At 66.0% G+C, this 25,779-nt stretch carries 28 protein-coding genes and 1 tRNA gene; 22 read left to right on the top strand and 7 right to left on the bottom strand.

Annotation, left to right across the window (positions count from 1 at the left end):
- Window positions 1-30: 30 nt before the first annotated feature.
- A complete protein-coding gene (locus tag BST13_RS22730; protein WP_083166282.1) occupies window positions 31-1,500 on the bottom strand; it encodes an aldehyde dehydrogenase in 1,470 nt (489 codons plus the stop codon).
- Window positions 1,501-1,689: 189 nt separating this feature from the next.
- Here BST13_RS22730 and BST13_RS22725 point away from each other — a divergent pair, with 189 nt between their 5' ends.
- The 10 genes from BST13_RS22725 (at window position 1,690) to BST13_RS22680 (ending at window position 9,467) form a co-directional block, all read left to right on the top strand.
- Entirely contained in the window at window positions 1,690-2,277 is a 588-nt protein-coding gene (locus tag BST13_RS22725; RefSeq protein ID WP_083166281.1) for a TetR family transcriptional regulator, read from the top strand.
- 28 nt (window positions 2,278-2,305) lie between these two features.
- Window positions 2,306-3,508 carry a cytochrome P450 gene (locus BST13_RS22720; protein ID WP_083166280.1) on the top strand — a complete coding sequence of 401 codons (1,203 nt, stop codon included), beginning with the start codon at window positions 2,306-2,308 and terminating at the stop codon, window positions 3,506-3,508.
- A complete protein-coding gene (locus BST13_RS22715; protein ID WP_083166279.1) occupies window positions 3,509-4,336 on the top strand; it encodes an SDR family oxidoreductase in 828 nt (275 codons plus the stop codon).
- The gene (locus BST13_RS22710; RefSeq protein ID WP_083166278.1) at window positions 4,333-5,694 is read left to right on the top strand and encodes a cytochrome P450; all 1,362 of its coding nucleotides are present in this window, start codon (window positions 4,333-4,335) and stop codon (window positions 5,692-5,694) included. The genes BST13_RS22715 and BST13_RS22710 overlap by 4 nt, the downstream gene beginning before the upstream one ends.
- A 6-nt stretch (window positions 5,695-5,700) precedes the next feature.
- Window positions 5,701-5,907: a ferredoxin gene (locus tag BST13_RS22705; RefSeq protein WP_083166277.1), complete on the top strand. Its 207-nt coding sequence runs from the start codon at window positions 5,701-5,703 to the stop codon at window positions 5,905-5,907.
- 2 nt (window positions 5,908-5,909) lie between these two features.
- Window positions 5,910-6,458 carry a nuclear transport factor 2-like protein gene (locus BST13_RS22700; protein ID WP_083166276.1) on the top strand — a complete coding sequence of 183 codons (549 nt, stop codon included), beginning with the start codon at window positions 5,910-5,912 and terminating at the stop codon, window positions 6,456-6,458.
- 83 nt (window positions 6,459-6,541) lie between these two features.
- Complete coding sequence (locus BST13_RS22695) at window positions 6,542-7,669, top strand: NDMA-dependent alcohol dehydrogenase (RefSeq protein ID WP_083166275.1); 1,128 nt, start codon at window positions 6,542-6,544, stop codon at window positions 7,667-7,669.
- A 68-nt stretch (window positions 7,670-7,737) separates the two neighbouring features.
- Window positions 7,738-8,166, top strand: coding sequence for a nuclear transport factor 2 family protein (locus BST13_RS22690; protein ID WP_083166274.1), 429 nt, complete (start codon window positions 7,738-7,740; stop codon window positions 8,164-8,166).
- Between the two features lie 11 nt (window positions 8,167-8,177).
- Window positions 8,178-9,017: an SDR family NAD(P)-dependent oxidoreductase gene (locus BST13_RS22685; RefSeq protein WP_083166273.1), complete on the top strand. Its 840-nt coding sequence runs from the start codon at window positions 8,178-8,180 to the stop codon at window positions 9,015-9,017.
- Between the two features lie 33 nt (window positions 9,018-9,050).
- Complete coding sequence (locus tag BST13_RS22680) at window positions 9,051-9,467, top strand: HIT family protein (RefSeq protein WP_029374158.1); 417 nt, start codon at window positions 9,051-9,053, stop codon at window positions 9,465-9,467.
- On the opposite strand, the gene BST13_RS22675 is transcribed toward BST13_RS22680, so the two are convergent.
- Window positions 9,427-10,869 (bottom strand): sensor histidine kinase, encoded by a 1,443-nt coding sequence (locus tag BST13_RS22675; protein WP_083166353.1) that lies wholly within the window; start codon window positions 10,867-10,869, stop codon window positions 9,427-9,429. The two genes, BST13_RS22680 and BST13_RS22675, sit on opposite strands and share 41 nt — an antisense overlap.
- 33 nt (window positions 10,870-10,902) lie before the next feature.
- Complete coding sequence (locus BST13_RS22670; RefSeq protein WP_425437036.1) at window positions 10,903-11,646, bottom strand: response regulator transcription factor; 744 nt, start codon at window positions 11,644-11,646, stop codon at window positions 10,903-10,905.
- 103 nt (window positions 11,647-11,749) lie between these two features.
- On the opposite strand from BST13_RS22670, the gene BST13_RS22665 reads away from it, so the two are divergent.
- The 4 genes from BST13_RS22665 to BST13_RS22650 all read left to right on the top strand — a co-directional run bounded on the left by BST13_RS22665 (window position 11,750) and on the right by BST13_RS22650 (window position 13,967).
- Complete coding sequence (locus tag BST13_RS22665; RefSeq protein WP_083166271.1) at window positions 11,750-12,772, top strand: hypothetical protein; 1,023 nt, start codon at window positions 11,750-11,752, stop codon at window positions 12,770-12,772.
- Between the two features lie 27 nt (window positions 12,773-12,799).
- Window positions 12,800-12,871: transfer RNA gene (locus BST13_RS22660), tRNA-Thr, on the top strand.
- 48 nt (window positions 12,872-12,919) lie between these two features.
- On the top strand, window positions 12,920-13,324 hold the full coding sequence (locus tag BST13_RS22655; protein ID WP_083166270.1) for an HNH endonuclease family protein: 405 nt from the start codon (window positions 12,920-12,922) through the stop codon (window positions 13,322-13,324).
- Window positions 13,325-13,358: 34 nt separating this feature from the next.
- Complete coding sequence (locus BST13_RS22650) at window positions 13,359-13,967, top strand: dihydrofolate reductase family protein (RefSeq protein WP_083166269.1); 609 nt, start codon at window positions 13,359-13,361, stop codon at window positions 13,965-13,967.
- Here the strand turns inward: BST13_RS22650 and BST13_RS22645 are convergent.
- Entirely contained in the window at window positions 13,964-14,326 is a 363-nt protein-coding gene (locus tag BST13_RS22645; RefSeq protein ID WP_083166268.1) for a DoxX family protein, read from the bottom strand. The genes BST13_RS22650 and BST13_RS22645 overlap by 4 nt on opposite strands.
- A gap of 121 nt (window positions 14,327-14,447) precedes the next feature.
- Here BST13_RS22645 and BST13_RS22640 point away from each other — a divergent pair, with 121 nt between their 5' ends.
- Genes BST13_RS22640 through BST13_RS22630 form a run of 3 tightly spaced genes read left to right on the top strand, consistent with a single transcriptional unit; the run spans window position 14,448 to window position 17,866 of the window.
- Window positions 14,448-15,356 carry an RNA polymerase sigma-70 factor gene (locus BST13_RS22640; protein WP_083166267.1) on the top strand — a complete coding sequence of 303 codons (909 nt, stop codon included), beginning with the start codon at window positions 14,448-14,450 and terminating at the stop codon, window positions 15,354-15,356.
- Entirely contained in the window at window positions 15,353-16,117 is a 765-nt protein-coding gene (locus BST13_RS22635; protein ID WP_083166266.1) for an enoyl-CoA hydratase/isomerase family protein, read from the top strand. The genes BST13_RS22640 and BST13_RS22635 overlap by 4 nt, the downstream gene beginning before the upstream one ends.
- A 9-nt stretch (window positions 16,118-16,126) precedes the next feature.
- On the top strand, window positions 16,127-17,866 hold the full coding sequence (locus BST13_RS22630; RefSeq protein WP_083166265.1) for a DUF885 domain-containing protein: 1,740 nt from the start codon (window positions 16,127-16,129) through the stop codon (window positions 17,864-17,866).
- Here BST13_RS22630 and BST13_RS22625 read toward each other — a convergent pair.
- Both BST13_RS22625 and BST13_RS22620 read right to left on the bottom strand, forming a co-directional pair.
- Window positions 17,863-19,005, bottom strand: a complete 1,143-nt coding sequence (locus tag BST13_RS22625; RefSeq protein ID WP_211296159.1) for a glycoside hydrolase 5 family protein — start codon at window positions 19,003-19,005, stop codon at window positions 17,863-17,865. The two genes, BST13_RS22630 and BST13_RS22625, sit on opposite strands and share 4 nt — an antisense overlap.
- A gap of 216 nt (window positions 19,006-19,221) precedes the next feature.
- The gene (locus tag BST13_RS22620; RefSeq protein ID WP_083166264.1) at window positions 19,222-19,836 is read right to left on the bottom strand and encodes a M15 family metallopeptidase; all 615 of its coding nucleotides are present in this window, start codon (window positions 19,834-19,836) and stop codon (window positions 19,222-19,224) included.
- Between the two features lie 132 nt (window positions 19,837-19,968).
- On the opposite strand from BST13_RS22620, the gene BST13_RS22615 reads away from it, so the two are divergent.
- Genes BST13_RS22615 through BST13_RS22600 form a run of 4 tightly spaced genes read left to right on the top strand, consistent with a single transcriptional unit; the run spans window position 19,969 to window position 24,314 of the window.
- Window positions 19,969-22,314, top strand: a complete 2,346-nt coding sequence (locus BST13_RS22615) for a xanthine dehydrogenase family protein molybdopterin-binding subunit (RefSeq protein ID WP_083166263.1) — start codon at window positions 19,969-19,971, stop codon at window positions 22,312-22,314.
- Window positions 22,315-22,316: 2 nt separating this feature from the next.
- Window positions 22,317-22,955: an SRPBCC family protein gene (locus BST13_RS22610; RefSeq protein ID WP_083166262.1), complete on the top strand. Its 639-nt coding sequence runs from the start codon at window positions 22,317-22,319 to the stop codon at window positions 22,953-22,955.
- A complete protein-coding gene (locus BST13_RS22605) occupies window positions 22,952-23,827 on the top strand; it encodes an FAD binding domain-containing protein (RefSeq protein WP_083166261.1) in 876 nt (291 codons plus the stop codon). The genes BST13_RS22610 and BST13_RS22605 overlap by 4 nt, the downstream gene beginning before the upstream one ends.
- Window positions 23,820-24,314, top strand: coding sequence for a (2Fe-2S)-binding protein (locus BST13_RS22600; RefSeq protein ID WP_083166260.1), 495 nt, complete (start codon window positions 23,820-23,822; stop codon window positions 24,312-24,314). Before BST13_RS22605 ends, BST13_RS22600 begins: the two co-directional genes overlap by 8 nt.
- Here BST13_RS22600 and BST13_RS22595 read toward each other — a convergent pair.
- Window positions 24,292-24,726 carry a YdeI/OmpD-associated family protein gene (locus tag BST13_RS22595; RefSeq protein WP_083166259.1) on the bottom strand — a complete coding sequence of 145 codons (435 nt, stop codon included), beginning with the start codon at window positions 24,724-24,726 and terminating at the stop codon, window positions 24,292-24,294. The two genes, BST13_RS22600 and BST13_RS22595, sit on opposite strands and share 23 nt — an antisense overlap.
- A 41-nt stretch (window positions 24,727-24,767) precedes the next feature.
- On the opposite strand from BST13_RS22595, the gene BST13_RS22590 reads away from it, so the two are divergent.
- Window positions 24,768-25,655 (top strand): NAD(P)-dependent oxidoreductase, encoded by an 888-nt coding sequence (locus BST13_RS22590; protein WP_083166258.1) that lies wholly within the window; start codon window positions 24,768-24,770, stop codon window positions 25,653-25,655.
- The last annotated feature ends 124 nt before the right edge of the window (window positions 25,656-25,779 follow it).

The raw sequence follows: 25,779 nt of genomic DNA, 5'->3' as shown, positions 1-25,779 counted from the left end.
GCGTGTCACAACTGGCCGTTCGATACCGTCTCAACCAGCCAGAGTGGCAATGCATTTGATCTCGGTGTACTCCTCGAAGCCCGCCAGCCCCATCTCCCGGCCGTTGCCGGACTGTTTGTAGCCGCCGAACGGCGCATCTGCGGAGTACCAGATACCGCCATTGACGTTGACGGTGCCGACGCGCATCCGCGCGGCCACGGCCTGGGCCCGAGCGTCGTCGCCGGAGAACACCGTGCCGGACAGACCATACGGCGAGTCGTTGGCGATGCGCACGGCGTCGTCGTCACCGTCGTGGGCGATCACGGTCAGCACCGGCCCGAAGATCTCCTCACGCGCTACCCGCGCCGAGTTGTCGAGCCCGGCGATCACCGTCGGCTCGATGTAGTACCCGATATCCAAATCTGCGGGCCGCCCACCGCCGCAGGCGAACCGGCCGCCCTCCTGCAGGGCCAGGTCCAGGTAGGACTGCACCCGGTCCCGCTGCCGCGCTGAGATCAGCGGCCCGCACACCGTGCGCTTGCTGTTGGGATCGCCGGGCTTGATGGACCCGAGAGTTGCGGCAGCGGCCTCGACGGCCTCGTCGTAGCGTGATCGCGGCACCACCAAGCGCGTGGTGATGGCGCAACCTTGACCGGCGTGCATGGCGACGGTGAACGCCGCCATCGCGCACGCACCGCCCAGGTCGGCGTCATCGAGCACCAGGAACGCCGACTTGCCGCCGAGCTCGAGGAACACCTTCTTGATGGTCAACGCGGCATCGGTCATCACCGCACGGCCCGTCGCGGTCGACCCCGTGAACGAAACCATGTCCACCCGCGGGTCTTTCGACAGCAACGCGCCGACAGAGTGATCGCTGGAGGTGACGATGTTGATCACACCGGGCGGAAAATCCGTCTGCTCGGCGATGATCTGGCCGACCGCCGCGGCGGCCCAGGGAGTGTCAGGGGCAGGCTTGAGGATCAGGGTGTTGCCCGCCGCCAACGCGGGACCGACCTTGGCCAGGTTGATCTGATGCGGGAAGTTCCACGGCGTGATGGCGCCGACCACGCCGACCGCTTCGCGGGACACCACGCGGTTGGTCGGAATCCCTTGTGGGGTGGCATGTCCCAGATCGGTACGCCACTGATAGTTCTCAGCCGTGTCGGCCGAGAACGCCAAATCATCGATGGGGCCTTCCAACTGAGCACCCGCCGTGAGCATGCGCGGTGCGCCTACCTCCGCGATGGTCAGCTCACGCAGCTCTTCCACGTTCTCCTGCAAGGCATCCCGCAACTGACGCAAGCAACGCACCCGCAGCGCGGTGTTGGTCGACCAGTCTGTGTCGTCGAACGCCCGGCGCGCCGCCTCGATGGCACTGCTCATGTCCTCGGCATCAGCGTCGGCCGCGACACCGAGCACCTCTTCGGTGGCGGGGTTGACGGTGTCGAACACCCCGCCGCGACCGGCGACGAGCTTGCCGTCGATGAGCAGTTGACTCTGGCGATCGGCCAGTACCGGCATCGGTGAACTCCACTTCGCGAATTCTGGACAACTGTCCGGCTGTCTCATTTCGAACCATAGCCTCAGAGCCCGCGGACCCGCAAGAGCGCACCGGCACACCGCGTCCACTCTGCCGATGGCTACCCGGTTGAGCTGGGACTATATGACCGGCACTTGCCCAACGTCCGCGTCGTCGGATAAATTGGACATGTGTCCAGCGATGCCGTGGCAGCAGTCACAGAAACACCGCGCAACCGTCGGCAGGAAGAGACCTTCCGCAAGGTCCTCAGCGCCGGGATCGAGATGCTGCGCGAGTCCTCGTATGCCGATCTCACGGTGCGTGCCGTCGCAGCCCGCGCGAAGGTGGCGCCCGCGACTGCCTATACCTACTTCTCCTCGAAGAACCACCTGATCGCCGAGGTCTATCTCGACCTCGTCAACCAGGTTCCCTACTTCACCGACGTCAACGACGCGATGCAGACGCGGGTCGACAAGGTGCTGCGCGCGCTGACGCTCGTCGTCGCCGATGAGCCGGAAGTCGCCGCGGCATGCACCACCGCCCTGCTCGGTGGCGGCAGCGATCCGGCGGTACGTACGGTCCGCGACCGCATCGGCGGGGAGATCCACAAACGCATCCGCTCCGCGGTGGGCCCGAACGCCGATCCGCGCATCGTCTCGGCCTTGGAGATGACGTTCTTCGGCGCACTGGTCAATGCCGGCAGTGGCGCCTTCACCTACCACCAGATCGCTGACCGGCTGACGTATGTGGTGGGCCTCATCCTGGGAGAAGACCGATGAGCGCTTGCGCGAAGAGGAGACAGCACCGATGAGCGCGAAAACTGCAGAACTGGTTTTCGATCCGTACGACTACGATCTGCACGAGGATCCGTACCCGTACTATCGGCGGCTGCGCGACGAAGCTCCGCTGTACCACAACGACAAGCTCAACTTCTGGGCGCTGTCGCGGCACAGCGACGTGCTGCGGGGTTTCCGGAACAGCACCGCATTGTCCAACAAGCATGGGGTGTCGCTGGATCCGATCTCCCGCAACGACGAGGCCCACCGGGTGATGTCCTTTCTGGCGCTGGATGATCCGGCCCACCTGCGGCTGCGCACCCTCGTGTCGAAGGGGTTCACGCCGCGCCGCATCCGCGAGCTGGAGGGCCGGGTCACCGAGATCGCGGTTCAGCACCTCGAGGCCGCACTGGAACACGAGAGCTTCGACTACGTCGACGAATTCGCCGGCAAGCTGCCCATGGATGTCATCTCCGAATTGATGGGGGTTCCGCAGGAGGACCGGGTCCGGATCCGCGCCCTGGCCGACGGTGTCATGCACCGCGAAGACGGGGTGGCCGACATCCCCGCGTCGGCCATGCAGGCATCGGCCGAACTGTTGGTGTACTACGCCGACATGGTCAAGCAACGTCGCAGGCAGCTCACCGATGACCTCACTTCGGCGCTGGTCGAAGCGGAGATCGACGGCGACAAGCTCACCGACGACGAGATCATGGCGTTCTTGTTCCTGATGGTGGTCGCGGGAAATGAAACGACCACGAAACTGCTTGCCAATGCTGCATATTGGGGCTTCAAGAACGCGGACCAGCTGGCGCCGGTGTTCGACGATCACGACCTCATCACCCCGTGGGTGGAGGAAACCCTGCGGTACGACACGTCCAGCCAGATTCTGGCCCGCGCGGTGGTCGAAGACCTCACCCTCTACGACACCACCATCCCCGCAGGCGATGTGCTGCTGTTGTTGGCGGGGTCTGCCAACCGCGACGAACGCGTCTTCGAAGATGCCGACGAATACCGCATCGGCCGCGACATCGGCTCGAAGCTGGTGAGTTTCGGCAGTGGTGCCCACTTCTGCCTCGGCGCGCACCTGGCCCGCATGGAGGCCCGGGTCGCACTGACCGAGCTGCTCAAACGAATCCGTGGATACGAACTGGATGAATCTGCGGCCGTGCGGGTGCATTCCAGCAATGTCCGTGGATTCGCCCACCTTCCGATCACAGTGGAGAAACGCTAAATGGCCCGTTTTGAACCGCACCCTGACCGTAGGCCCGCGATCGTCGCCGGCGCCTCCTCGGGCATCGGTGCCGCGACCGCGAAGCAGCTGGCCGCTCACGGCTTCCCGGTCGCACTCGGCGCCCGCAGGGTCGAGAAGTGTCAGGAACTCGTCGAGGAGATCAAAGCCGGTGGCGGGGAGGCGATTGCGCTGCCGCTCGACGTCACCGACGCCGATTCGGTGAAGTCGTTCGTTCACGGTGCCACCGAGGCATTGGGCGAGATCGAGGTGCTGGTGGCCGGCGCGGGCGACACCAACTTCGGGCGGCTCCACGAGATGAGCACCGACGAGTTCGAGGCCCAGGTGCAGATTCACCTCATCGGGGCGAACCGGATGGCAACGGCGGTGCTGCCCGCCATGGTGGAACGCCGGCGCGGCGACGTCATCTTCGTGGGCTCGGACGTCGCCCTGCGGCAGCGGCCCCACATGGGCGCCTACGGCGCCGCCAAGGCCGGTCTGGTCGCGATGGTGACCAACCTGCAAATGGAGCTGGAAGGGACCGGGGTGCGGGCCTCGATCGTGCATCCGGGGCCGACCCGGACAGCGATGGGCTGGACGCTGCCCGCCGAGAAAATCGGTCCGGCGCTGGAAGATTGGGCCAAGTGGGGGCAGGCCCGCCACGACTACTTCCTGCGTGCCGCTGATCTGGCGCGCGCCATCACGTTCGTCGCCGAGACGCCACGGGGTGGGTTCATCGCGAATCTGGAGATTCAGCCCGAAGCTCCGCTCGCGGACGTCAAAGACCGCCAGAAGCTGGCTTTGGGGGAAGAAGGGATGCCGAACCAATGAGCAACGCCCTCAAGGAAGTACAGCGGGTCTCGGGTGGCGAAGAAGAACACGGTCACCTGGAGGAATTCCGCACCGACCCCATCGGCCTGATGCAGCGGGTCCGTGACGAGTGCGGCGATGTCGGCTGGTTCCAGCTGGTCGACAAGCACGTCATCCTGCTCTCGGGCGCACAGGCCAACGAGTTCTTCTTCCGTTCTGCCGACGAGGATCTCGATCAGGCCGAGGCGTATCCGTTCATGACGCCGATCTTCGGCAAGGGTGTGGTGTTCGACGCCAGCCCCGAGCGCCGCAAGGAGATGCTGCACAACTCGGCGTTGCGCGGTGACCATATGAAAGCGCACGCCGCGACCATCGAGGGCGAGGTGAAGAAGATCATCGCCGACTGGGGCGACGAGGGCGAGATCGAGCTGCTGGACTTCTTCGCCGAGCTGACGATCTACACCTCGACGGCATGCCTGATCGGCCTGAAATTCCGCGAGCAACTGGACTCCCGGTTCGCTCGGTACTACCACGAACTGGAACGTGGCACCGATCCGTTCTGCTACGTCGACCCGTACCTGCCGATCGAGAGTTTCCAGCGGCGTGATGAAGCGCGCGTGAAACTCGTTGCGCTGGTGCAGGAGATCATCGATCAGCGGCTGGCCAACCCGCCGAAGGACAAGTCCGATCGCGACATGCTCGACGTGCTGGTGTCGATCAAGGACGAGGAGGGCGGCCTCCGGTTCTCGGCCGACGAGATCACCGGCATGTTCATCTCGCTGATGTTCGCCGGCCACCACACCAGCTCCGGCACCTCGTCGTGGACCCTCATCGAGCTGATCCGTCACGCCGACGTCTACGCCGAGGTCCAGAATGAACTCGACGAGCTCTACGCCGACGGCCAAGAGGTGAGTTTCCACGCGCTGCGCCAGATCCCGAAACTCGACAACGTGGTCAAGGAGACCCTGCGGCTGCATCCGCCGCTGATCATCCTGATGCGGGTGGCGCAGGGCGAATTCGAGGTCGAGGGATTCCCGATCCACAAGGGCGACTTCGTCGCGGCGTCCCCGGCGATCTCCAACCGCATCCCGGAGGACTTCCCCGACCCCGACGCGTTCAACCCCGATCGCTACAACAAGCCCGAACAGGCCGACGTCGTGAACCGGTGGACCTGGATCCCGTTCGGAGCCGGTCGGCATCGCTGCGTCGGGGCGGCGTTCGCCCAGATGCAGATCAAAGCGATCTTCTCGGTGTTGTTGCGGGAGTACGAGTTCGAGATGGCTCAACCCGCGGACTCGTACCGCAACGACCACTCGAAGATGGTCGTCCAGCTGGAACGCCCCGCCAAAGTTCGGTACCGCAGACGCACGAAGGGGTGAGCACCCATGGGTTGCTACCGCGTTGAGGTCGACACCGACCTGTGCCAGGGCCACGCGATGTGCGAAATGGAGGCCCCGGACGTCTTCACCGTGCCCAAACGCGGCACCGTGGAGATCACCGACCCCGAACCACCCGACGAACTCCGCGAGGACGTCGAGAGAGCCGTCGATATGTGTCCTACCCGAGCACTGTCCATCACCGATAAGGAATAGCGATGCCGTCACGCGAAGCACTCGATCACTGGGTCGAACGTTGGCTACAAGCCAACAAGGACGCCGAGAAAGCCGGCGATTGGAAGCCGCTGGCCGACTTCTACACCGCCGACGCCACCTACGGCTGGAACATCGGCCCCAAAGAAGACGTGATGTGCGTCGGCCGCGACGAAATCCGCGATGTCGCCCTGGGTCTGGAGATGGAGGGCCTGGAGAACTGGGTCTACGAATATCAGAAAGTTCTGGTCGACGACAAGCAGAGCGAGATCGTCGGCTTCTGGAAACAGATCGTCAACAAGTCCGACGGCACGACCGACGAGATCTACGGCATCGGCGGGAGCTGGTTCCGGCTCACCGAAGAAGACGGCGAACTGCTGATCGAATGGCAACGCGATTTCTTCGATTTCGGCCATGTCTCGTCGATGTTCATGAAGCTCATCTCCTCCGGCGACCTCAGCGCGGGCATGCAGAAGCGCATCGAACGGAGCCTCGCCGGGGAGAAGCTGCCCGGCTACTACCCCCTGGGAGAAGCGCCGGTTCCGATCTGGTGAGCCGGAAGGTCAAATGCGACCTTCCTTATGTGACCTAGATAACTTAGTCTGGCGCGGGAAGCCTCCAACGAAAGTAGGACGTGATGAAGACAAAGGGCGCTCTCATCTGGGAGTTCAACCAGCCGTGGTCGATCGAGGAGATCGAGATCGGTGATCCCGTCAAGGATGAGGTCAAGATCCAGATGGAAGCGTCGGGCATGTGCCACTCCGACCACCACCTGGTGACCGGCGGCATTCCGATGGGCGGCTTCCCCGTGCTCGGCGGCCACGAAGGCGCGGGCATCGTCACGGAGGTCGGGCCCGGCGTCGAAGGCATCGAACCCGGCGACCACGTGGTGTTGTCGTTCATCCCGTCCTGTGGCCAGTGCCCGTCTTGTCAGGCCGGGCTGCGCAACCTGTGCGATCTGGGCGCCGGACTGCTCGGCGGTCAAGCGGTGTCCGACGGCACCTTCCGCATTCACGCCAAGGGCCAGAACGTTTTTCCGATGACCCTGCTCGGCACGTTCAGCCCGTACATGGTGGTGCACAAGAGTTCGGTGGTGAAGATCGACAAGTCCATCCCGTTCGAGGTGGCGTGCCTGGTCGGCTGCGGCGTCACCACCGGCTACGGTTCGGCGGTCCGCGCCGGCGACATCCGCCCCGGTGAGGACGTGGCCATCATCGGCGTCGGCGGCGTCGGGATGGCTGCCCTGCAAGGCGCGGTCAACGCCGGCGCTCGGCACATCTTCGTGGTCGACCCGGTCGAGTGGAAGCGTGATCAGGCGCTCAAGTTCGGTGCCACCCATGTCTATCCGGACATCTTCGCCGCCATGGCGGGGGTCGCCGAGGTGACGTGGGGCCTGATGGCGAAGAAGACGATCGTCACCGTGGGCGAACTCAAGGGTGAGGACGTCGACAACTACCTCAACCTCACCAGCAAGGGCGGCACCTGTGTGGTGACGGCGATCGGCAGCCTGCTCGACACCAACGTCACGCTGAACCTGGCCATGCTGACGCTCATGCAAAAGAACCTGCAGGGCACCATCTTTGGCGGCGGTAACCCGCACTACGACATCCCACAATTGCTGTCGATGTACAAGGCAGGCAAGCTCAACCTCGACGACATGGTGACCCGCCAGTACAAGCTGGAACAGATCAACGACGGCTACAAGGACATGCTGGAGGGCCGAAACATCCGCGGCATCATCCGCTACACCGACGCCGACCGCTGACCATTTCCCACCGAAACCGCATTCCAGCGGCCTGCTGGAATGCGGTTTTGGCGGATGAGGAGATGAATATGACCCAGACCCAAGAACTTTCGCCCGTCCAGATCGCGTCTCAGGCATCCTGGCGATGCGTGCAGTCCGGCGACCGGGAGGGTTGGCTGGCCTTGATGGCCGACGACGTCGTGGTCGAAGATCCGATCGGCGAAGCCGTCACCAACCCCGACGGCTGCGGGGTGCGCGGCAAGGACGCCGTCGCGGTCTTCTACGACACCAACATCGCCCCGAACACTCTGACCGTCACGTGTGAGGAGACCTTCCCGTCGAGCTCACCGACGGAGATCGCCTACATCCTGGTGTTGCACACCAGGTTTCCCAACGGCTTCACCGCGACCGTGCGCGGGGTGTTCACCTACAAGGTCGACGACGCCGGCCTGATCACGAATCTGCGGGGCTACTGGAACCTGGACGCGATGACGTTCGCCCAGGAAGGCCAGAGCTGACCACCGGGGCATTGACGGGGCGCGGTGCCGTCGTGGTGGGCGGCACCCGCGGCATCGGCCTCGCCGTGGCGGAGCTGCTCGCGTCGCTGGGCGCGGGCGTCGTGGTCAGCGGTCGCAACGCCGCCACCACTGAAGCCGCGGCGCAGCGGGTTTCCGGTGTGGCACATGCCGGTTCACCGTCCGATCCGGCTGTCGCGGACGCCCTCATCGATCGGTGCGTGACCGAGTTCGGCAGCATCGACATCCTGGTGAACTGCGCAGGGACGGCCGAACCAGTCGGCTCGTCCATCCTGAACGTCACGAGTGCCCAATTCCGGGACCTGCTCGACGCTCATCTGGGCACGGTGTTCGAGACCTGCCGGGCCGCCGCACCCCGAATGGTCGCCCAGGGCGGCGGAGCCATCGTCAACACCAGTTCGTTCGCATTCCTCGGTGACTACGGCGGCTCGGGCTACCCGGCGGGCAAGGGAGCGGTCAACGGGCTCACGCTGGCGATCGCGGCCGAACTCAAGGAGCACAGGGTGCGCGCCAACGTCGTGTGTCCCGGGGCGCGCACGCGGCTGTCCACCGGGCCCGACTACGAGCAACACATCGCCGAGCTGAACCGCCGCGGCCTGCTCGACGACGTGAGCATGCAGGGTGCCCTCGACGCGGCTTCGCCGGACTACGTGGCGCCCACCTACGGCTATCTGGTCAGCGATGCCGCACGGGAAGTGACCGGCCGGATCTTCATCGCCGCGGGCGGATTCGTCGGTGAATTCACCCGCCCCACACCCGGATTCATCGTCTACCGGGACCACCACGCGTCACCGCCGTGGACCGTCGACGAATTGGCCGAGCTGATCGGCTGAGACCGTCAGTGGGCCGCTCACTATGCTCGGGGCATGGCGACCGTCTTCACCAAGATCATCAACGGCGAACTACCGGGCCGATTCGTCTATCAGGACGACGAGATCGTCGCGTTCCTGACCATCGCTCCGATGACCCAGGGCCACACGCTCGTGGTGCCCCGCGCCGAGATCGACAACTGGCAGGATGTCGAGCCCGCCGTTTTCGCGCGCGTGATGGAGGTGTCCCAGCTGATCGGCAAGGCCGTGTGCAAGGCCTTCGGCGCCGAGCGCGCCGGCGTGATCATCGCCGGACTTGAGGTCCCGCACCTGCACGTGCACGTCTTCCCCGCCTACAACCTGTCCGACTTCGGGTTCGCCCACGTCGACAACAATCCGTCGCCGGAATCCCTCGACGAGGCGCAGGCGAAGATCACAGCCGCGCTGGCAGATCTGCAATCCGCGGCAGGCTGACGGTAAACCGGCAGCCCTGGCCCGGGGCGGTGACGACGCGCACCGTCCCGCCGTGGGCGTACACCAACGAATCGACGATCGACAGACCAAGCCCGGTACCGCCGCTGGCCCGGGTGCGTGACGTGTCGGCCCGGTAGAACCGCTCGAAGACCCGTCGCGCATCTTCCTGGCTCATGCCGGGGCCTTCGTCGCACACCTCGAGCACCGCGTTGTCCCCGTCGGTACCCACCCGCACTGTGATGCCTGCGGTTTCCGGCGTGTGCTGCAGCGCGTTCGCCACCAGGTTCCCCAGCACCTGCCGCAAGCGGGCGTCGTCACCGAGCACTTCCGGTGTTCCCGGTCCGTCGAACACCTCCATGGACACCTTGCGCTCGGGCGCGATGGACTGCGCGTCGTGCACGGCGTCGGTGGCCAGGGTCAGCAGGTCTACCCGGCGGCGCTCCAGCGGGCGTTGCGCGTCGAGGCGCGCCAGCAGCAACAGGTCCTCGACGAGCAGGCCCATGCGCCGCGACTCACTCTCGATGCGCCCCATCAGCATCTCGGTGTCACGGGCCGCGCCTTGCCGGTACAGCTCGGCGAAACCGCGGATGGTGGTCAGCGGGGTGCGCAGTTCATGGCTGGCGTCGGTGATGAACCGCCGCATGCGTTCCTCAGAGCTGCGTGCCTGCTCGGCCGAGGCCTCCGAAGACGCCACCGCACGTTGGATCTGGGCGAGCATGCCGTTCAGCGCCAACGACAGCCGGCCGACTTCGGTGCGCGGATCCCGTTCGGGGACACGACGATCGAGCTGCCCGGCGGCGATCGCAGCAGCTGTCTGTTCGACCTCGACGAGGGGACGCAGGCTGCGGTGGACCACCGCGTAGCCCGCGATGCCGAGTACCAGCAGCACGGCCGCACCGATTCCGATCTGCGACCAGATCAGCGCCCGCACCGACGACTGCACGTCGGAAAGATCGATCGCGACCGTGGTCAGCGAGCCATCCGAGGACCGCACCGTCATCGCCCGCCACTGGATGTTGGAGTCTCCGATCGACCCGACGGTCACCGGGATGGGTCCGACATCGTTGTTGTCGGGCAGTTCGGGTTCGGCTTCCCGGTCGTTGATCGCGATCCAGGTACGTCCGTCTTCGTCGACGCCGCGCACGTAGAAGTTCGACGGCGGCCGGGCCGGATTCGGGCCTTCCATCGGCGTGGACGGCATGCGGCGCGGTTCCAGCGCCCAGCTGCGCGACGCGTCGAGCAACGTCTGGTCGATCCGGTCGACCTCGGTGTGCCGCATGATCGAGGTGACGGCAATGCCCGACGCGAGCAGGCCGCACGCCACCAACACCAGAGCCGCGGCAACCAACCCGACCCGCAGCGGCACGCCCTGTCCGCGCGCGCGGTTAACCCGGTCTAACACCACTCAAGAAGTATGCCGCCGGGACGAAATCTCTCAGCGCGGCTCGCGCAGCACATAGCCGACGCCGCGCAGCGTGTGCAGCAGGCGCTTGTCGCCGGTGTCGATCTTGCGGCGCAGGTAAGAGACGTAGGACTCGACGACATTGACGTCGCCACCGAAGTCGTAGCGCCACACGTGGTCGAGAATCTTCGGCTTCGACAGCACCGTGCCGGCGTTGATGATGAAGTAACGCAGCAGGGTGAACTCGGTCGGCGACAGCGAGACAGGCTCGCCGGCCTTCCACACCTCGTGGGTGTCCTCGTCGAGTTCGATGTCGGCGAACGAGAGCCGGGCATTGCGGGGTTCTTCGACGCCGCGGCCGGACCGACGCAGGATCACCCGCAGGCGGGCAACCACCTCTTCCAGACTGAACGGCTTGGTGACGTAGTCGTCGCCACCGAGGGTGAGGCCGGCGATCTTGTCCTGCAGGCTGTCGCGCGCGGTCAAGAACAGCGCCGGGGCGTCGATGCCGTCGGCGCGCAGGCGGCGCAACAGACCGAAGCCGTCCATGCCGGGCATCATCACGTCCAGGATGACCGCGTCCGGACGAACTTCCCTGGCCTTGTCGAGGGCAGCCGCTCCGTTGGACGCGGTATGTACCTCGAAGCCCTGGAACTTGAGGCTGACGGACAGCAACTCCACGATATTGGCCTCGTCGTCGACGACGAGGATCCGTGCTTCAGGGACGCTCTCGGGCACTGCTGGCATGGCCATCCTGCCATGTTGCCGCTGTCGCATGACGTAATCCTGCGCGCTCGCTGTGAGCTTCCTGAAAGTTTTGCTCCAAGGAGCCGAGAGAACCCCTGGGGTGACGCCTGCCACACGCACCTAGACTGACCTCATGAACCTCGGCAAAACCCTGGTCCAGGTTGCCACCGCCCCGGTCAAGGTCGGTCTGGCCGTCGCTGACCTCGGCCTCGGTATCGCCGGGGGCACCCTCAACGTCGTACAACGCTCGCTCAACGACGCCAACCCCATCCAGGGCAAGCCCTCGGTGGCCGGGTTGCTCGGACTCGATGACGCGGTGGATCGAGCGAACCGGCTGGCCCATCTCATGGATGACGACGCCCCGATCGGTCGGGCGCTCGCTCCGGAGGGCCCGCTCAACCAGTTACTGCAACCGGGCGGCCTGGTCGATCAGCTGACCAAACCCGGCGGCCTGTTGGATCGCCTCAACTCCGACACGGGCCCGGTGTCACGCGCGCTCGCCGAGGGGGGCCTCGTCGATCAGATCACCGCCGAGGGCGGGCTCGCCGACCGGCTCACCGCTGAAGACGGCATCGTGTCACGCGTGCTGGCCCCCGGCGGTCTGGCCGACCGACTGCTCGCCAAGGACGGGATCATCGAACGGATCCTGCGCGAGGACGGTGTCGCCGACAAACTGCTGGCAGAGACCGGGCCCGTCAACCGCGCCCTGCAAGAAGGTGGCCTGGTCGATCAAGTCACCTCCGAGGGCGGCCTGATGGACCGGCTGACCACCGAGAACGGCGCACTGTCCCGGGTCGTCTCCCCCGGCGGGCTGGCCGATCAACTGCTCGCCGACGAGGGCCTGATCGAGCGGCTGTTGCGCGAGGATGGCGTGGTCGACAAACTGCTCGCCGACGACGGCTTGCTCGAGACCCTGGCCGATCCGGACGGTCCGCTGGCCAAGCTGGTCGACCTCTCCGACACCCTCAACCGCCTGGTGCCCGGCCTGGAGGCGCTGGCCCCGATGGTCGACACACTGCACGACGCGGTCCTGTCCCTGACCGCTGTGGTCAACCCGCTCAGCAACATCGCCGACCGGATCCCACTCTCCCGGCAACGCCGCCGCACCGCGGCCCGCGTGGTCGCGTCGCAGCGGGTCATCGACCAAGACATGTGACCCGTTAGGATGTAGCGCGTTCCACCCGCCTCCTTAGCTCAGTGGTAGAGCGTTCGCCTTGTAAGCGGAATGTCATCGGTTCAATCCCGATAGGAGGCTCTGTTCCGGCAGGCGCCGCTTGTCGGTAGCCCGTCGTAATGTCCGCTCATGAGGTCATGTCTCGCTTGCGGTACTCCGCTAACGAAGCGCAGCCAGAAGATCTATTGCAGCAATGTATGTCAGGCTTCGGCCCGCAGCGACGCCCGTAAGAAACGATGGCTCGAGACCGGCGAAGCGTTTGTCGGCACGTACCCAGATCACTACATCAGGCAGTATCTCGCCGAGGCTCAGGAAGGCTGCTGCGCGATCTGCGGTGGAGCCACGACATGGCAGGGCCTGCCTCTGGTGTTGGTGCTGGACCACGTCGATGGCAATGCGACCAACAACCGTCGGGAGAACCTGCGCTTGATCTGCCCCAACTGCGACTCGCAGCTGCCGACGTACAAGAGCCGCAACCGCGGCAACGGGCGCCACTACCGCCGCGAGCGGTATGCAAACGGGCAGTCGTACTAGATGATTTTCCGCCCCGCCTGCGGTCTACTCGTACATGACCTTCACCACCGCACACATGTCGATCTCACTGGACGGCTTCGTCGCAGGCCCTGACCAGTCGCGTGACGACCCGATCGGCCGGGGCGGCATGCGGCTGCATCGATGGCACCTCGATCAACCCCAGCACGACGTCGATGCTCGCTGGACCGCGAACCTGTTGCGTCCTCGCGGGGCATATGTGATGGGACGCAACATGTTCGGACCGATCCGTGGCGACTGGGCCACCGACGGTGAGCAGTGGCGTGGCTGGTGGGGTGACGAACCCCCTTACCACGCACCGGTTTTCGTGCTGACGCATTACGAGCACGAGCCCATCGAGATGGACGGCGGCACCACATTCCATTTCGTCACCGGCGGCATCGCGGACGCATTGGCGCAAGCCCGCGCTGCAGGCGATGGTGATGTCGACATTGCCGGGGGCGCCTCCGCGGTGCGCCAGGCCCTCGCCGCCGGCGAACTCGACGAGCTGAGCCTCGACATCATCCCGGTGCTGCTGGGACGCGGGGAACGCATCTTCGACGACACCACGGTCAATGAGCTGGAGCTCGTCGAGACCGAGCATTCGCCATTGGCGACGCATGTGCGCTACCGAATCACTCGCTAGAGCAACCGCCCGACAAAGACGAAGGCGGCCAGGCCGAAGAGCACGGCGTTGGCCAGGACACTGCGTGGCTCGTGTAATCGGCTGTGAGCCCACGCGGCGCCTATCATCACCGCGCACAGCCCAGCGGCCGCAAGCGGCGTGAGCACCAAGCCGATCCGCGTGAGCCCCGGCACCACCAGCCCGATCACCGCGAGCAGCTCCATGGCCGCGGTGAACCGGACCACCGGCATGGGGAACATGGCTATCCCGGTCTGGCCGGTGTCCAGCAGCCGCTCGCGGCTCATGGTGAGTTTGACCGTGCCGGACAACGCGAATATCGCGGCCAGGACGAGTTGCGCGGTCCACAGTGCGATGTTCATGGCCGTATCCCTTCTGTTCGAGGTGTATGCAGACCTGATGACGGACGACTGCCCTCGGCTGTGACATGCGGTGTCACAGATGCCCCCTCCGGATCGTCTATGGGGAAGACAGGGAGGTGCCATGACCGACCGGGAAGAACCCGCCGAGCTGCGGCCGCTGCTGTTCTCGATCGCCTACCGGATGCTGGGCAGCGTCACCGACGCCGAGGACATCGTGCAGGCCACGTACCTGCGCTACTTCGACTATCTGGACCGTGGCGGCGAGGCGGATTCGCCACGCTCACTGCTGACGACGATCACGACGCGGCTGGCCATCGACCATCTGCGTTCTGCCCGGGTGCAGCGCGAAACCTATATCGGCCCTTGGCTTCCGGAGCCGCTGCTGACGTCGGCCGATCCCGACGTCGCAGATCTGGCAGCCACATCCGATTCGCTGTCCATGGCATTCCTGGTGCTGCTGGAAACGCTCTCGCCGGTCGAACGCGCGGTGTTCCTGCTGCGTGAGGTGTTCGCCTACGACTACGACGACATCGCCCGCATCGTCGGCAAGGAACCCGCGAATTGCCGGCAGCTGCTCAACCGGGCCCGTCGGCACATCGAGGCCGGGCGACACCGGTTCGACGTCGACACCGCCCACCGCACCGAGTTGGCCGACCGGTTCTTCCGCGCCGCCGAAGACGGGGACCTCGAGAATCTCGTGCAGCTGTTGGCTGCCGACGTCGCGTTCTACGGCGATGGCGGCGGAACGGGCCGGGGGCTGCCGCGGCCGGTGTTCGGACGCGACCGGGTTCAGCGGGTGCTGGCGGGGATCGTGCGGGCGTACCGCGGCGTCGGCGCCCGGTTCCAGCGTTCCCTGGTCAACGGGCAGGCCGGGCTGCTGGCCTTCGACCCCGACGGCGGTTTGATCAACGTGCTGACCATTGACGTCGAAGGCGACAGCGTCTGCACCGTCCGCTCGGTGATCAATCCGGACAAGCTGGACCATCTCGGCTTCCCGCTGTCGCCGTTGGCCCGGCGGGCGTCTCGATGACCCCGGACTACCCGACCATCCGCTATTCGCGACGCGCCGACATCGGCACGCTGACATTGAACCGTCCGGCCAAACTCAACGCGCTGAACCCGCAGATGCGCGACGATCTCGGGCGTCTCGGCGCGCTGTTGACCGATGACGACACGCTGCGGTGCCTGATCGTGACGGGCGCGGGTCCGTCGTTTTCGGCGGGTCTCGACCTGGCGGAGGCGATGACGGGCACGTTGGCGCAGTTCGTCGACCGCACACCCGACGACGAAACGGTCGAACTCGGGCTGGCTGTGGCCGGGGTGTTCGAGTTCATCCCGAACCTGCTGTGTCCCAGCGTCGCGGCCGTGCGGGGCCATGCCTACGGTGCCGGTCTACAACTGGCGCTGGCCTGCGACTTCCGGATCTTCGCCGCTGATGCGCGCGTCGGTCTCACCGAATCGCGGTTCGGCCTGCTTCCGGATATGGGTGCCACCTTCAGACTTCCGCGCATCGTCGGTGAGAGTCGCGCCCGCGAGATGATTCTGCTCGGTGAAATCATCGACGCGGCAGAGTCGTTGCGCATCGGGTTGGCCAACCGTGTCGTGCCTGGCGACGAACTCGATTCTGCTGCCGACAAATTCGCTGACCGGCTGGCCGCCCAGCCGCCGCTCGCCGTGCGGGGTGCGCGGGCCGCGATCGAGGCAGGCCGGCACCTCGGAGCGGCGGCCGCCTTGCGGGTCGCCGTCGAAGCCCAAGCCCACTGCCTGGCCTCAGCCGATTTCACGCTCTAGCCTTCTGGTATGCGGCGTCTGGGGTCAACGCTCACGGTTCTCGTCCTCGCCATCGGTTTTCTACCGGCATGCGACAACCGCACCGAGCCTGCAGCCGGTTCCGGTGACGCCGGTTTCCAGCAGCTCACCGCCGAGATTCTCGAATACACCTATCGGCAGAATCCTTCCCACGCCACAGCCCTGGGCATCCACAAGTACGACGATGTGATTCCCGACTACTCGGCTGCGGCGGTGACCGCCGAGGCCGAGGCCGTGAAGTCCTTCCGGTCGCGCCTCGACGGAATCGATGCCGACGCGCTGACCTTCGACGATCAGCTCGATCTGGAGCAGACCAAGCACGCGCTGGATGGAATCCTGCTGCAGGACCAGGTCATTCGCCGCTGGGCGAAGGACCCGGACACCTACAGCAGCGGCATCACCAACGACGCCTTCGTCATGATCTCGCGCAATTTCGCGCCGCCGGAGCAGCGCCTGCGGTCGCTGACCAACCGGCTGAGGCTGATGCCGAACGCCTTGTCCGAGGCGCGTGACAACCTCGATGATCCGCCGCGGATCTACACCCAGATCGCCATCGACCAACTCGACGGCAATCGGGACTTCTTCGCCCACGATGTGCCTGCGGCCTTCGCCGGGGTGAAAGACCAGGCACTGCTGGCCGATTTCGCGAAGGCAAACGCTGCGGTGATCGCCGCGCTCGACGACTACAAGTCCTGGCTGCAGAACGATCTACTGCCCCGCTCCGCCGGATCGTTCGCCTACGGCGCGGACACCTACCGCAAGGTGCTGGCTGCCGATGAGATGATCACCACGCCGCTATCAGATCTGTTGGCCATCGCGGAGTCCGATCTCAAGCGCAACCAGCAGGCATTCACCGACGCGGCCCACGCGATCGACCCCGGCAAGGCGCCGTTGGATGTGCTGGCCGACGTGCAGAAGGACTACCCGCCACCGGCCCAACTGCTCGCTGTGACGCAAAGCAACCTCGACAGCATCGAGCAGTTCGTCCGGGACAAGCAGATCGCCGACATCCCGCAGGCGCCTGCGGCACGGGTGGTGCAGACCCCGCCCTTCCTGCGGGCCACCACGTCGGCGTCGATGGACATCCCGGGTCCGTTCGAAAAAGTCGCCACCGAAGCGTATTTCAACATGACGCTGCCGGACCCGGCCTGGCCCAAGCCCGAGCAGGACGAGTTCATGGCCCAGTGGTACCGCCCGGCGATCAGCAATGTGTCGGTGCACGAGGTGTGGCCCGGGCACTACCTACAGTTCCTCTACGCCAAGGACTATCCCTCTGACGTCCGCAAGGTGTTCAGCGCGGCCAGCAATTTCGAGGGCTGGGCACACTACTGCGAGCAGATGATGCTCGACGAGGGCTTGCACGGTGGCGATCCGCGGAATCGGCTGGCGCAGCTGCAGGATGCGCTGCTGCGCGATGTCCGGTTCATCGTCGGCATCAAGATGCACACCGAAGGGATGACGGTCGAGCAGGCTCAGCAGATGTTCGTCGAGCAGGCCCACGAGCCGGCGCCGGTGGCGGAGTCGGAAGCCAAGCGCGGCACCTCAGATGCGACGTACGGCTACTACACCATGGGCAAGCTGGCGATCCTGAAACTGCGCGACGACTACAAGGCGAAGATGGGCGACGCCTACTCACTCAAGGGCTTCCACGACGCCTTCGTGAAGATCGGGCCGCTGCCTTTGCCACTCATCCGCAAGGCGATGCTCGGCGAGACCGGCGACCTGTTCTAAGTCGCACCCGGCGTGCTCGTGAGCTTGCGCAGCGTCTGGTATTCGATGTCGCGATAGGGTCGCCCGTCGGGCTGCAGCAGATCGCTGAACCACACCTTCGGCAGCGTCTTGTAGGGATGGCTCCAGGAATCCCACGGGAAGTACGTCTGGGACTTCCCGGCGACCAGTCCCCACGTGTAGGCGCCGACGTTGTGCCGCTTGGCGACCGGCAGCACTCCTTCGATGGTGCTGCCGAGCGTGCGGGCCAGATACTCCGTGCACAGGATCGGTCGGCCCAGCGGCGCCAGTTCCTCGATCCGCGCCTCGAACTGATCAGGCGTGCCATAGGAGTGGAACGTGATGATGTCGGAGTTGTCGAGCTGAAAACCGCTCATCGCACTGCGGTCACCGGATCCCCAACTGCCTTGCCAGACACCACTGGTCAGCGGCTGGGCCGGGTTGACAGATCGCGCCCACTGGAAGACCAGTGGGAGCAGCGCCCCGACCTGCTGCTGCTTGTCCTTGCGTTCGACAGAGCGGTACTGGCCGGATGGGTTGTCGGGCTCGTTCCACAGGTCCCAGCCGAGCACCCTTGGGTCGTTGCGGAACTGGCCGATCACCCCGGTCACATAGTCGTAGAGGACCTGCCGATACCGCGGGTCGGCGATGCGTTCGGCGCCGGGACTCTGCACCCAGCCCGAGTTGTGCACGCCGGGTCGCGGCGCCCGCTGCGCGCCGAGCCGCGGATACGGATCCCAGCACGAGTCGAAGAACACGAATAGCGGTTTGATGCCGTGGTTCGCCGAGATATTGACGAATTGCGCCAGTCTGCTTTGGAATCCACCGCGGTCCTGGGCCCACAGCAGATCATGCAGAAAGACCCGTACAGTGTTGAACCCGAGCAGCCGGGCCGCGCCGAGTTCGGCGTCGATCCGCCGCGGGTCGTACGTGCCTGCCTGAAACATCTCGATCTGGTTGATCGCGGTCGACGTGATGTAGTTGGCACCTACCAACCAGCCCTGCGCCTGGTACCACGCGTTGGCACGGTCTGCGGGCCACCGGCCAGTGTCGGCGGCGGCGCTAGGCATCGCGGACATGGCGGGTAGTGCCGTGGCGACTGCTAGTGCCAGCGGCAGTTTGAGGGCCGTTCGACGGTGCACCAAGTGACCGTAGTGTGTGCGGAGGATGCGCTTCGTCTCTCGTATCACTTTGAAATCGTTGAGGTTTCAAATCGTTATCCATCAGGGTCGTGTGCACACACAAACGCATACCCGGGACGCCCTCGACGCGAAACGTCGTGATGTGTCAAGTGAAATTACCGCCTACGTCAGAGCTCACTCGCGCGAAAGGTGGGGCGCGGCGGGTGATCCCGCGGATCAGTCGAGGGGGACGTCGAGGAACGGTCGCGGATCGGCGGCGCCCGGCCCGTCGAAGTGCCACCACTCCCCCGAGTACACCGAGAGCCCTCCGGCCTGCATGGCCTGCCGCAGCCTGGCCCGGTTGGCCTGTTCGGCGGGACTGACACCGTCGGTCGCATATGCCTTGGCTCGCGGGGTGAAGTCATCGAACCCGGTGCCCATGTCGACGCCGGCGATGGTGACGTCCACCGACCGGCCGGCCTCATGACTGCGCGCCGAGCTGCCCGGTCGTGCCACCCAGTTCGGATCAGGCACCGCCTGGAACATCCGGACCTGCACTTCGTGCGGGCGGTAGCAGTCCCAGAACACCAGCCGGTCGGGGCGCAGTGCCGCGGCGGCCGCGGCTAGCCCGGCGGCCATGGACTCGTGCACGAGGCAGTGAGCGTCGGCCGGGTAGAGCTGCTGGCCGACGAAGTTGTCCGTGGTGGCGTATCGAAGGTCGACGATCGCGTCGGGCACCACGGTGCGGATGTCGACGAGACCGGCGGCGGCCGCGGGCACCGCCGACGCGGCGGGTGTCGGAGCCAGCACGGTAGCCGCGGCCACCAGCAGCCCGAACGCGATGGGACGCATAGTCGGCAAGCCTAAACGCCGATCGTCAGCACGAATGAAAATGCCACTCTCTTCTAGAGGTATATTTCCTTCCGGTATAGGATAACCGCACTCTACTTACGCGCAGAAGTAGCCCACGAATCGGAGCGATACATGGCGTCAGCCACATCCGGGACCGTCAGCACTCGCTACGCGGGCCGACGGATCGAACGCGTCGAGGACACCCGGTTGCTCACCGGTCGCGGCACCTTCGTCGACGACATCACGCGGCCGGGCATGCTGCACGCCTGCTTCGTCCGCAGTCCCTTCGCGCGGGCCACCATCACAGGCGTCGACACCGCTGCGGCACTCGCCCTGCCCGGCGTCCATGCGGTGTTCACCGCGGCCGACCTGAACCCCGACGTCAGGGAGGCCTGGCACGCCGTGGCAGGCAAGGACATGCCGGACACGCCACGGCCGCCACTGGCCGAGGGCGAGGTCAAATTCGTCGGCGACCCCGTCGCACTCGTGATCGCCGAGAGCCGGTACGTCGCCGAGGATGCCGCCGACCTGGTCGACGTCGGCTACGAACCACTACCCGCCATCCCGGATTTCCGTGACGCGCTGACCTCCGACATCGCGGTGCACGCCGCCTACCCGGACAACAACGCGGGCGGCCTGGCCGGCGCCCCGCCCGACGAAGAGACCTTTGCCTCGGCCGCCCACGTGGTCAAAGAGCATATCTACCAACAGATGTACGTTCCGGTGCCGATCGAGACCCGCGGCATGGTCGTCGAATGGGCGGCGTCGACCGGCGAACTGACCATCTGGGCGTCCACCCAGACTCCGCACGAGCTGCGGGCCTTCGGCGCGCGACTGCTGGCCATCCCGGCCCAGCACGTACGCGTCATCATGCGCGATACCGGCGGCGGTTTCGGGCAGAAGGTGGTGCCGATGCGCGAAGACATGTGCATCATGCTGGCCGCGCGCAAGGTTCCGAGCGCACTGAAGTGGATCGAGGACCGCCGCGAGAACCTGATGTCTGCCGGGCAATCCCGCCATGTCGACGGCGATGTGCGGATGGCGTTCGACGAGGACGGCAACATCCTGGCCGCCGACATCGACTTCATCCAGGACGTCGGCTCCTATCCCACTCCCTATCCGGTGCTCACCACCGCGGCCATCGGCATGTTCTTCCCCGGCCCGTACCGCGTACCCAAGGCCAGCTTCAACTACAAGACGGTGTTCTCGAACACTGCGGGCCTGCACGCCTACCGCGGACCGTGGCAGTACGAAACCCTCACGCGAGAAATCCTTCTCGACATCGCCGCCCGAAAGATGGGCCTCGACCCGGTGGAGCTGCGCCGTCGCAACCTGTTGCGCCGAGACGAGATGCCGTACTTCAACCCCAACGGCATGCCCTACGACCACGTCGCCCCCATCGAAACGTTCGAACAGGCGGTGAAAATCCTCGACCACGAGGGCTTCCGCAGGGAACAGGCCGAGGCGCTCAGGCAGGGCCGCTACCTCGGCCTGGGTTTCTCCGCCTACATCGAGCCGACGGGTGCGGCCACCGGCCACCTGGCCACCGAGGGCTGCACAATGCGCATGGAGCCGACCGGGAAGATCAACGTCTACGTCAACGGCGGATCGACCGGAAACAGCCTGGAAACCACCGTCATTCAGCTCACGGCAGATGCACTGGGTGCTGACATCGCCGACGTCGCCACGATCCAGGGCGACACGGCGGTGACGCCGTACGGCGCGGGAACGCAGGGCAGCCGCAGTGCGCCGATGACCGCCGGAGCGGTCAACGAGGCCGGCACCATCCTGCGCAAGCAACTCGTCGCGATGGCCGCCGCCCGGCTCGGTGTCGAAGAATCCGAGATCGAACTCGCCGGGTCACGCGCGACCGTTCGCGAGAACGCCGAAAAGGCCGTCACCTTTGCCGATCTCGCGTACCGCGCGTACTACGAGCCGCAGCAGCTGCCGCCGGGCATGTCGGCGACCCTGGAGGCCACCGCCCGCTTCACCGCGCCACCGACGGCTCCGATCCACTGGGCCAACGCGACCCACGCCTGCACATGCGAGGTGGATCTGGACACCGGCCGGGTCCACATCACCCGCTACATCGTCAGCGAGGACGTCGGTCCGATGATCAACCCGAACGTCGTCGAGGGGCAGATCGCCGGTGGCACCGTGCAGGGCATCGGCGGCGCCCTGCTGGAACAGCTCTCCTACGACGACGCCGGAAATCCGCTCTCCTCAACCTTTGTCGACTATCTGCTGCCCACCGCCACCGACGTGCCGCTCATCGAGTACGGCCACGTCGAGATCCCCGGGCCCGGTGTGGGTGGCTACAAGGGAGCCGGCGAGGGCGGTGCCATCGGGTCGACGCCCGCCGTGATCAACGCGATCAACGACGCCCTGGCCCCGCTCGGAGTCTCGGTGACGACCCTGCCCGCAAGCCCCGCCGCCATCGTCGCGGCACTCGAACGATCCGAAGGGAAGGACCTTTAGCGGTGGAGCTCAACAACGAATTCCGGGTCGCGGTGCCTGCGTCGAAGACGTGGGAGGTAATCACCGACGTCGAACGCGTGGCTCCCTGTCTGCCCGGCGCAACCCTGCTGAGCGTCCACGGTGACGACTTCACCGGCGCAGTCAAGGTCAAGGTGGGTCCGATCACCGTGTCCTATCAAGGCAATGCGACTTTTCAGGAGAAAGATGCGCAAGCCCAGCGCGTGGTGCTCAAGGCCAACGGCAAGGAGACCCGCGGCAACGGCAGTGCCGCCGCCGTCGTCACCGCCCAACTGAAAGACGACGGCACCGCAGGCACCCTCGTCTCGGTCACCACCGATCTGACCATCTCGGGCAAGGCCGCGCAGTTCGGCCGCGGTGTGCTCAGCGATGTCGCCGGAGCCCTGATCGACCAGTTCGCCGGCAGCCTCGAAGCCGAGCTGCTCGCCGGTGCCGCACCCGCAGGCGAAAACGCCGCGGCCCCAACCACAGCCGAGGATCAATCGGCTGTCCCGATCAACGCGATCGCGCTGGCCAAGGTGATGGCGGTGCCTATGGCCAAGCGGTTCGCCCCCACCGTCGGCGCCGTGGCCGTCGCGGGTGTGCTCGGCTACCTGCTGGGCCGGCTCCGGTCGGTGTCATGAAAGCCGCTCCGTTCGCCTATCACCGACCGACCGGCGTCGACGAGGCGGTAGCGCTGCTCGGTGAGTATGGCGACACCGCGAAAATCCTGGCAGGCGGGCAGAGTCTGGTGCCGATGCTGGCCATGCGGCTGACGCATTTCGACAACCTCATCGACATATCGCGCATTACCGGGCTCAGCGACATCGACCGGCACGGCGACGAGGTGGTGATCGGTGCCGCCACACCGCACGCGCTCGTCGGCCTCGACGACGAAGTGGCCGAATCGGTTCCACTGCTCACCCTGGCCACCCCGCACATCGGGCACTTTCAGATCCGGACGCGCGGCACGCTCGGCGGTGCGATCGCCCACGCCGACCCGGCCGCCGAATACGCAGCTGTGGCACTGGCGCTCGACGCCACGATCGAGGCCACCTCACCGCGCGGCACGCGCGCGATCCCGGCGAGAGAGTTCTTCACCGGGTTGTGGGAGACCACACTGGCCGCCGACGAGATCCTCACCGCCGTACGGTTTCCGGTGTGGTCTGGCCGCAGTGGCTTCGCGGTCGAAGAGTTCGCCCGCCGCCACGGTGACTTCGCCATCGCAGGCGCCGTGGTCGGGATCGAGCTCGACGACGACAACCGGGTGAGCAGGTGCGGCATCGGCCTGCTCGGTCTGGGTTCGACACCGAAGCGGGCCACCGCGGCCGAGGCCGCCACGACCGGCACACCGATCGGCGACGTGACCGCCGAGCATATCGGCGAACTCGCGATGTCCACACTGACCGACATTCCCTCGGACCTTCAGGGCTCGGCGTCCTATCGGGCGCGCGTCGGCGCCACCATGGTGGCCCGAGCCTGGGAACACGCAAGCGTGGAGGCGCGCAATGCATGAACTGCCAGTTGCAGTTTCGGTCAACGGCCGCGATTACCGCAGCGTGGTCGAGCCGCGCGTCACCCTCGCGGATTTCCTGAGGGAGAACTGCGGGCTGACGGGCACGCACCTCGGCTGTGAGCACGGGGCGTGCGGTGCCTGCACCGTGCTGCTCGACGGTCAGGCCGTGCGGTCCTGTCTGGTCTTCGCGGTGCAGGTGGACGGCCAGGAGGTGACGACCGTCGAGGGTATCGAGGGTCCCGGCGGCGAACTCTCGCCCGTACAGGCCGCGCTCAAGGAGTGCCACGGACTGCAATGCGGCTTCTGCACACCGGGTTTCGTCACCTCGATCACCGCGCTGCTGCGGGACAATCCCGCACCGACCGACTCCGAGATCCGCGAGGGGCTCTCCGGCAACTTCTGCCGGTGCACCGGTTATCAGGGCATCATCGCGGCAGTACGCCGGGCGAGCGAAACCGCAGAGCTCAACTCTCCAGCTCAGCAATGACTTTCGCGATGCGACGGGCCCGAGTGTCGGCCGCCTTGGCCCCTTCCACCGCGGTGACGTGGCCCTTCTGCTTGCTGTAGGACAGCGCCTCCCAGCGCTTGGCCGCCGTGGGCGACGCGTCGAGCGCCGCGCGGAGATCCTCGGGCGCCTCGACCAGGCGTGGCTCGGTGTCGACGGTCAACTCGACGTCTATCGCGTCGCCTCCGCGGATGCCGGATTCGCTGCGCCGTTCGGCACTGAACGGGATGAGGTACTTGCCGCCCATCGGGGCAACGGTCGAGCGATATCGATAACCGTTGACGTCGACAACCACGGCCGGACGCTTGCCGGCACCGAGCGCCTCCACCACCTCGGCAGGAACCTCGATGCCGGTGTTGTTGCCCATCTGGAACATTTCCGTCGAGAATTTCATGAGCCCTCCCGACTCCAAACTAACCCGGTAAGAGTGGAGCCATGAGGATCGGATTCATCGGACTGGGCAACATGGGCGCGGCGATGGCCGCCAATCTGCTCGCGGCAGGTCACGACGTCACGGCGTACAACAGATCGCCGGACAAGGTGGCCGCGCTGGCCGGTCAGGGCGCGCACCCCGCGGCGACGGTTGCCGAAGCCTGCCGCGGCGACGCAGTGGTCACCATGCTGGCCAACGACGCCGCTGTGGAAGCAATCACGTTCGGGGCCAACGGCATCCTGGCCGAGCTACCGGCCGGCGCCACCCACATCTCGTGCTCGACCATCAGCGTGGAGCTGGCCGACCGGCTGGCCGACCGCCATGCCGAGGCAGGTCAGCAGTTCGTCAGCGCCCCGGTGTTCGGCAGGCCCGAGGCCGCTGCCGCCGCCAAGCTGTTCGTGGTCGCAGCCGGCGCGCCGGCGGCCGTCGAGGCGATGACCCCGATTTTCGACGCGGTCGGGCAGCGCACCTTCGTGCTCGGTGAGGAACCACGGGCCGCCAACCTGGTGAAGATCAGCGGAAACTTCCTGATCGCCTCGGTGATCGAATCGGTCGGCGAGGCCATGGCGCTCGTCGGCAAGGCCGGCGTAGACAAGCAGCAATACCTGGAGCTCTTGACCTCCACGCTGTTCGACGCCCCGGTGTACCGAACCTACGGCGGGCTGCTGGCCCGCGGCGAATTCACCCCGGCCGGTTTCGCGGCGAGCCTGGGACTCAAGGACGTCAAACTGGCGCTTAGCGCGGGCGAGGCGTTGCAGGTGCCGCTGCCGGTGGCCAGCCTGTTGCGCGACCGCTTCCTGACCCTGCTGGCCACGGGCGGTGGCGAGCTGGACTGGGCGGCGGTGGGTGCGCTCAGCGCCTGGGAGTCCGGCGCGGACCACCCGGCCTAGGCAACATGGCGGCCAGTGGCCAGTTATGCACGGAAATCCCGATGTTGCGGGCTGTTGCGGAATCGTGTGGGGGTCAGTGCAACGGATCTCGTCAGTGGTGGCGGGTGGCCGGGCCCGAGGTCGG

This window comes from Mycobacterium aquaticum (assembly GCF_002086485.1).
Taxonomy (GTDB): domain Bacteria; phylum Actinomycetota; class Actinomycetes; order Mycobacteriales; family Mycobacteriaceae; genus Mycobacterium; species Mycobacterium aquaticum.
The sequence above is the reverse complement of the archived record's forward strand: the minus strand, read 5'-3'. Positions and strand labels throughout refer to the sequence as shown.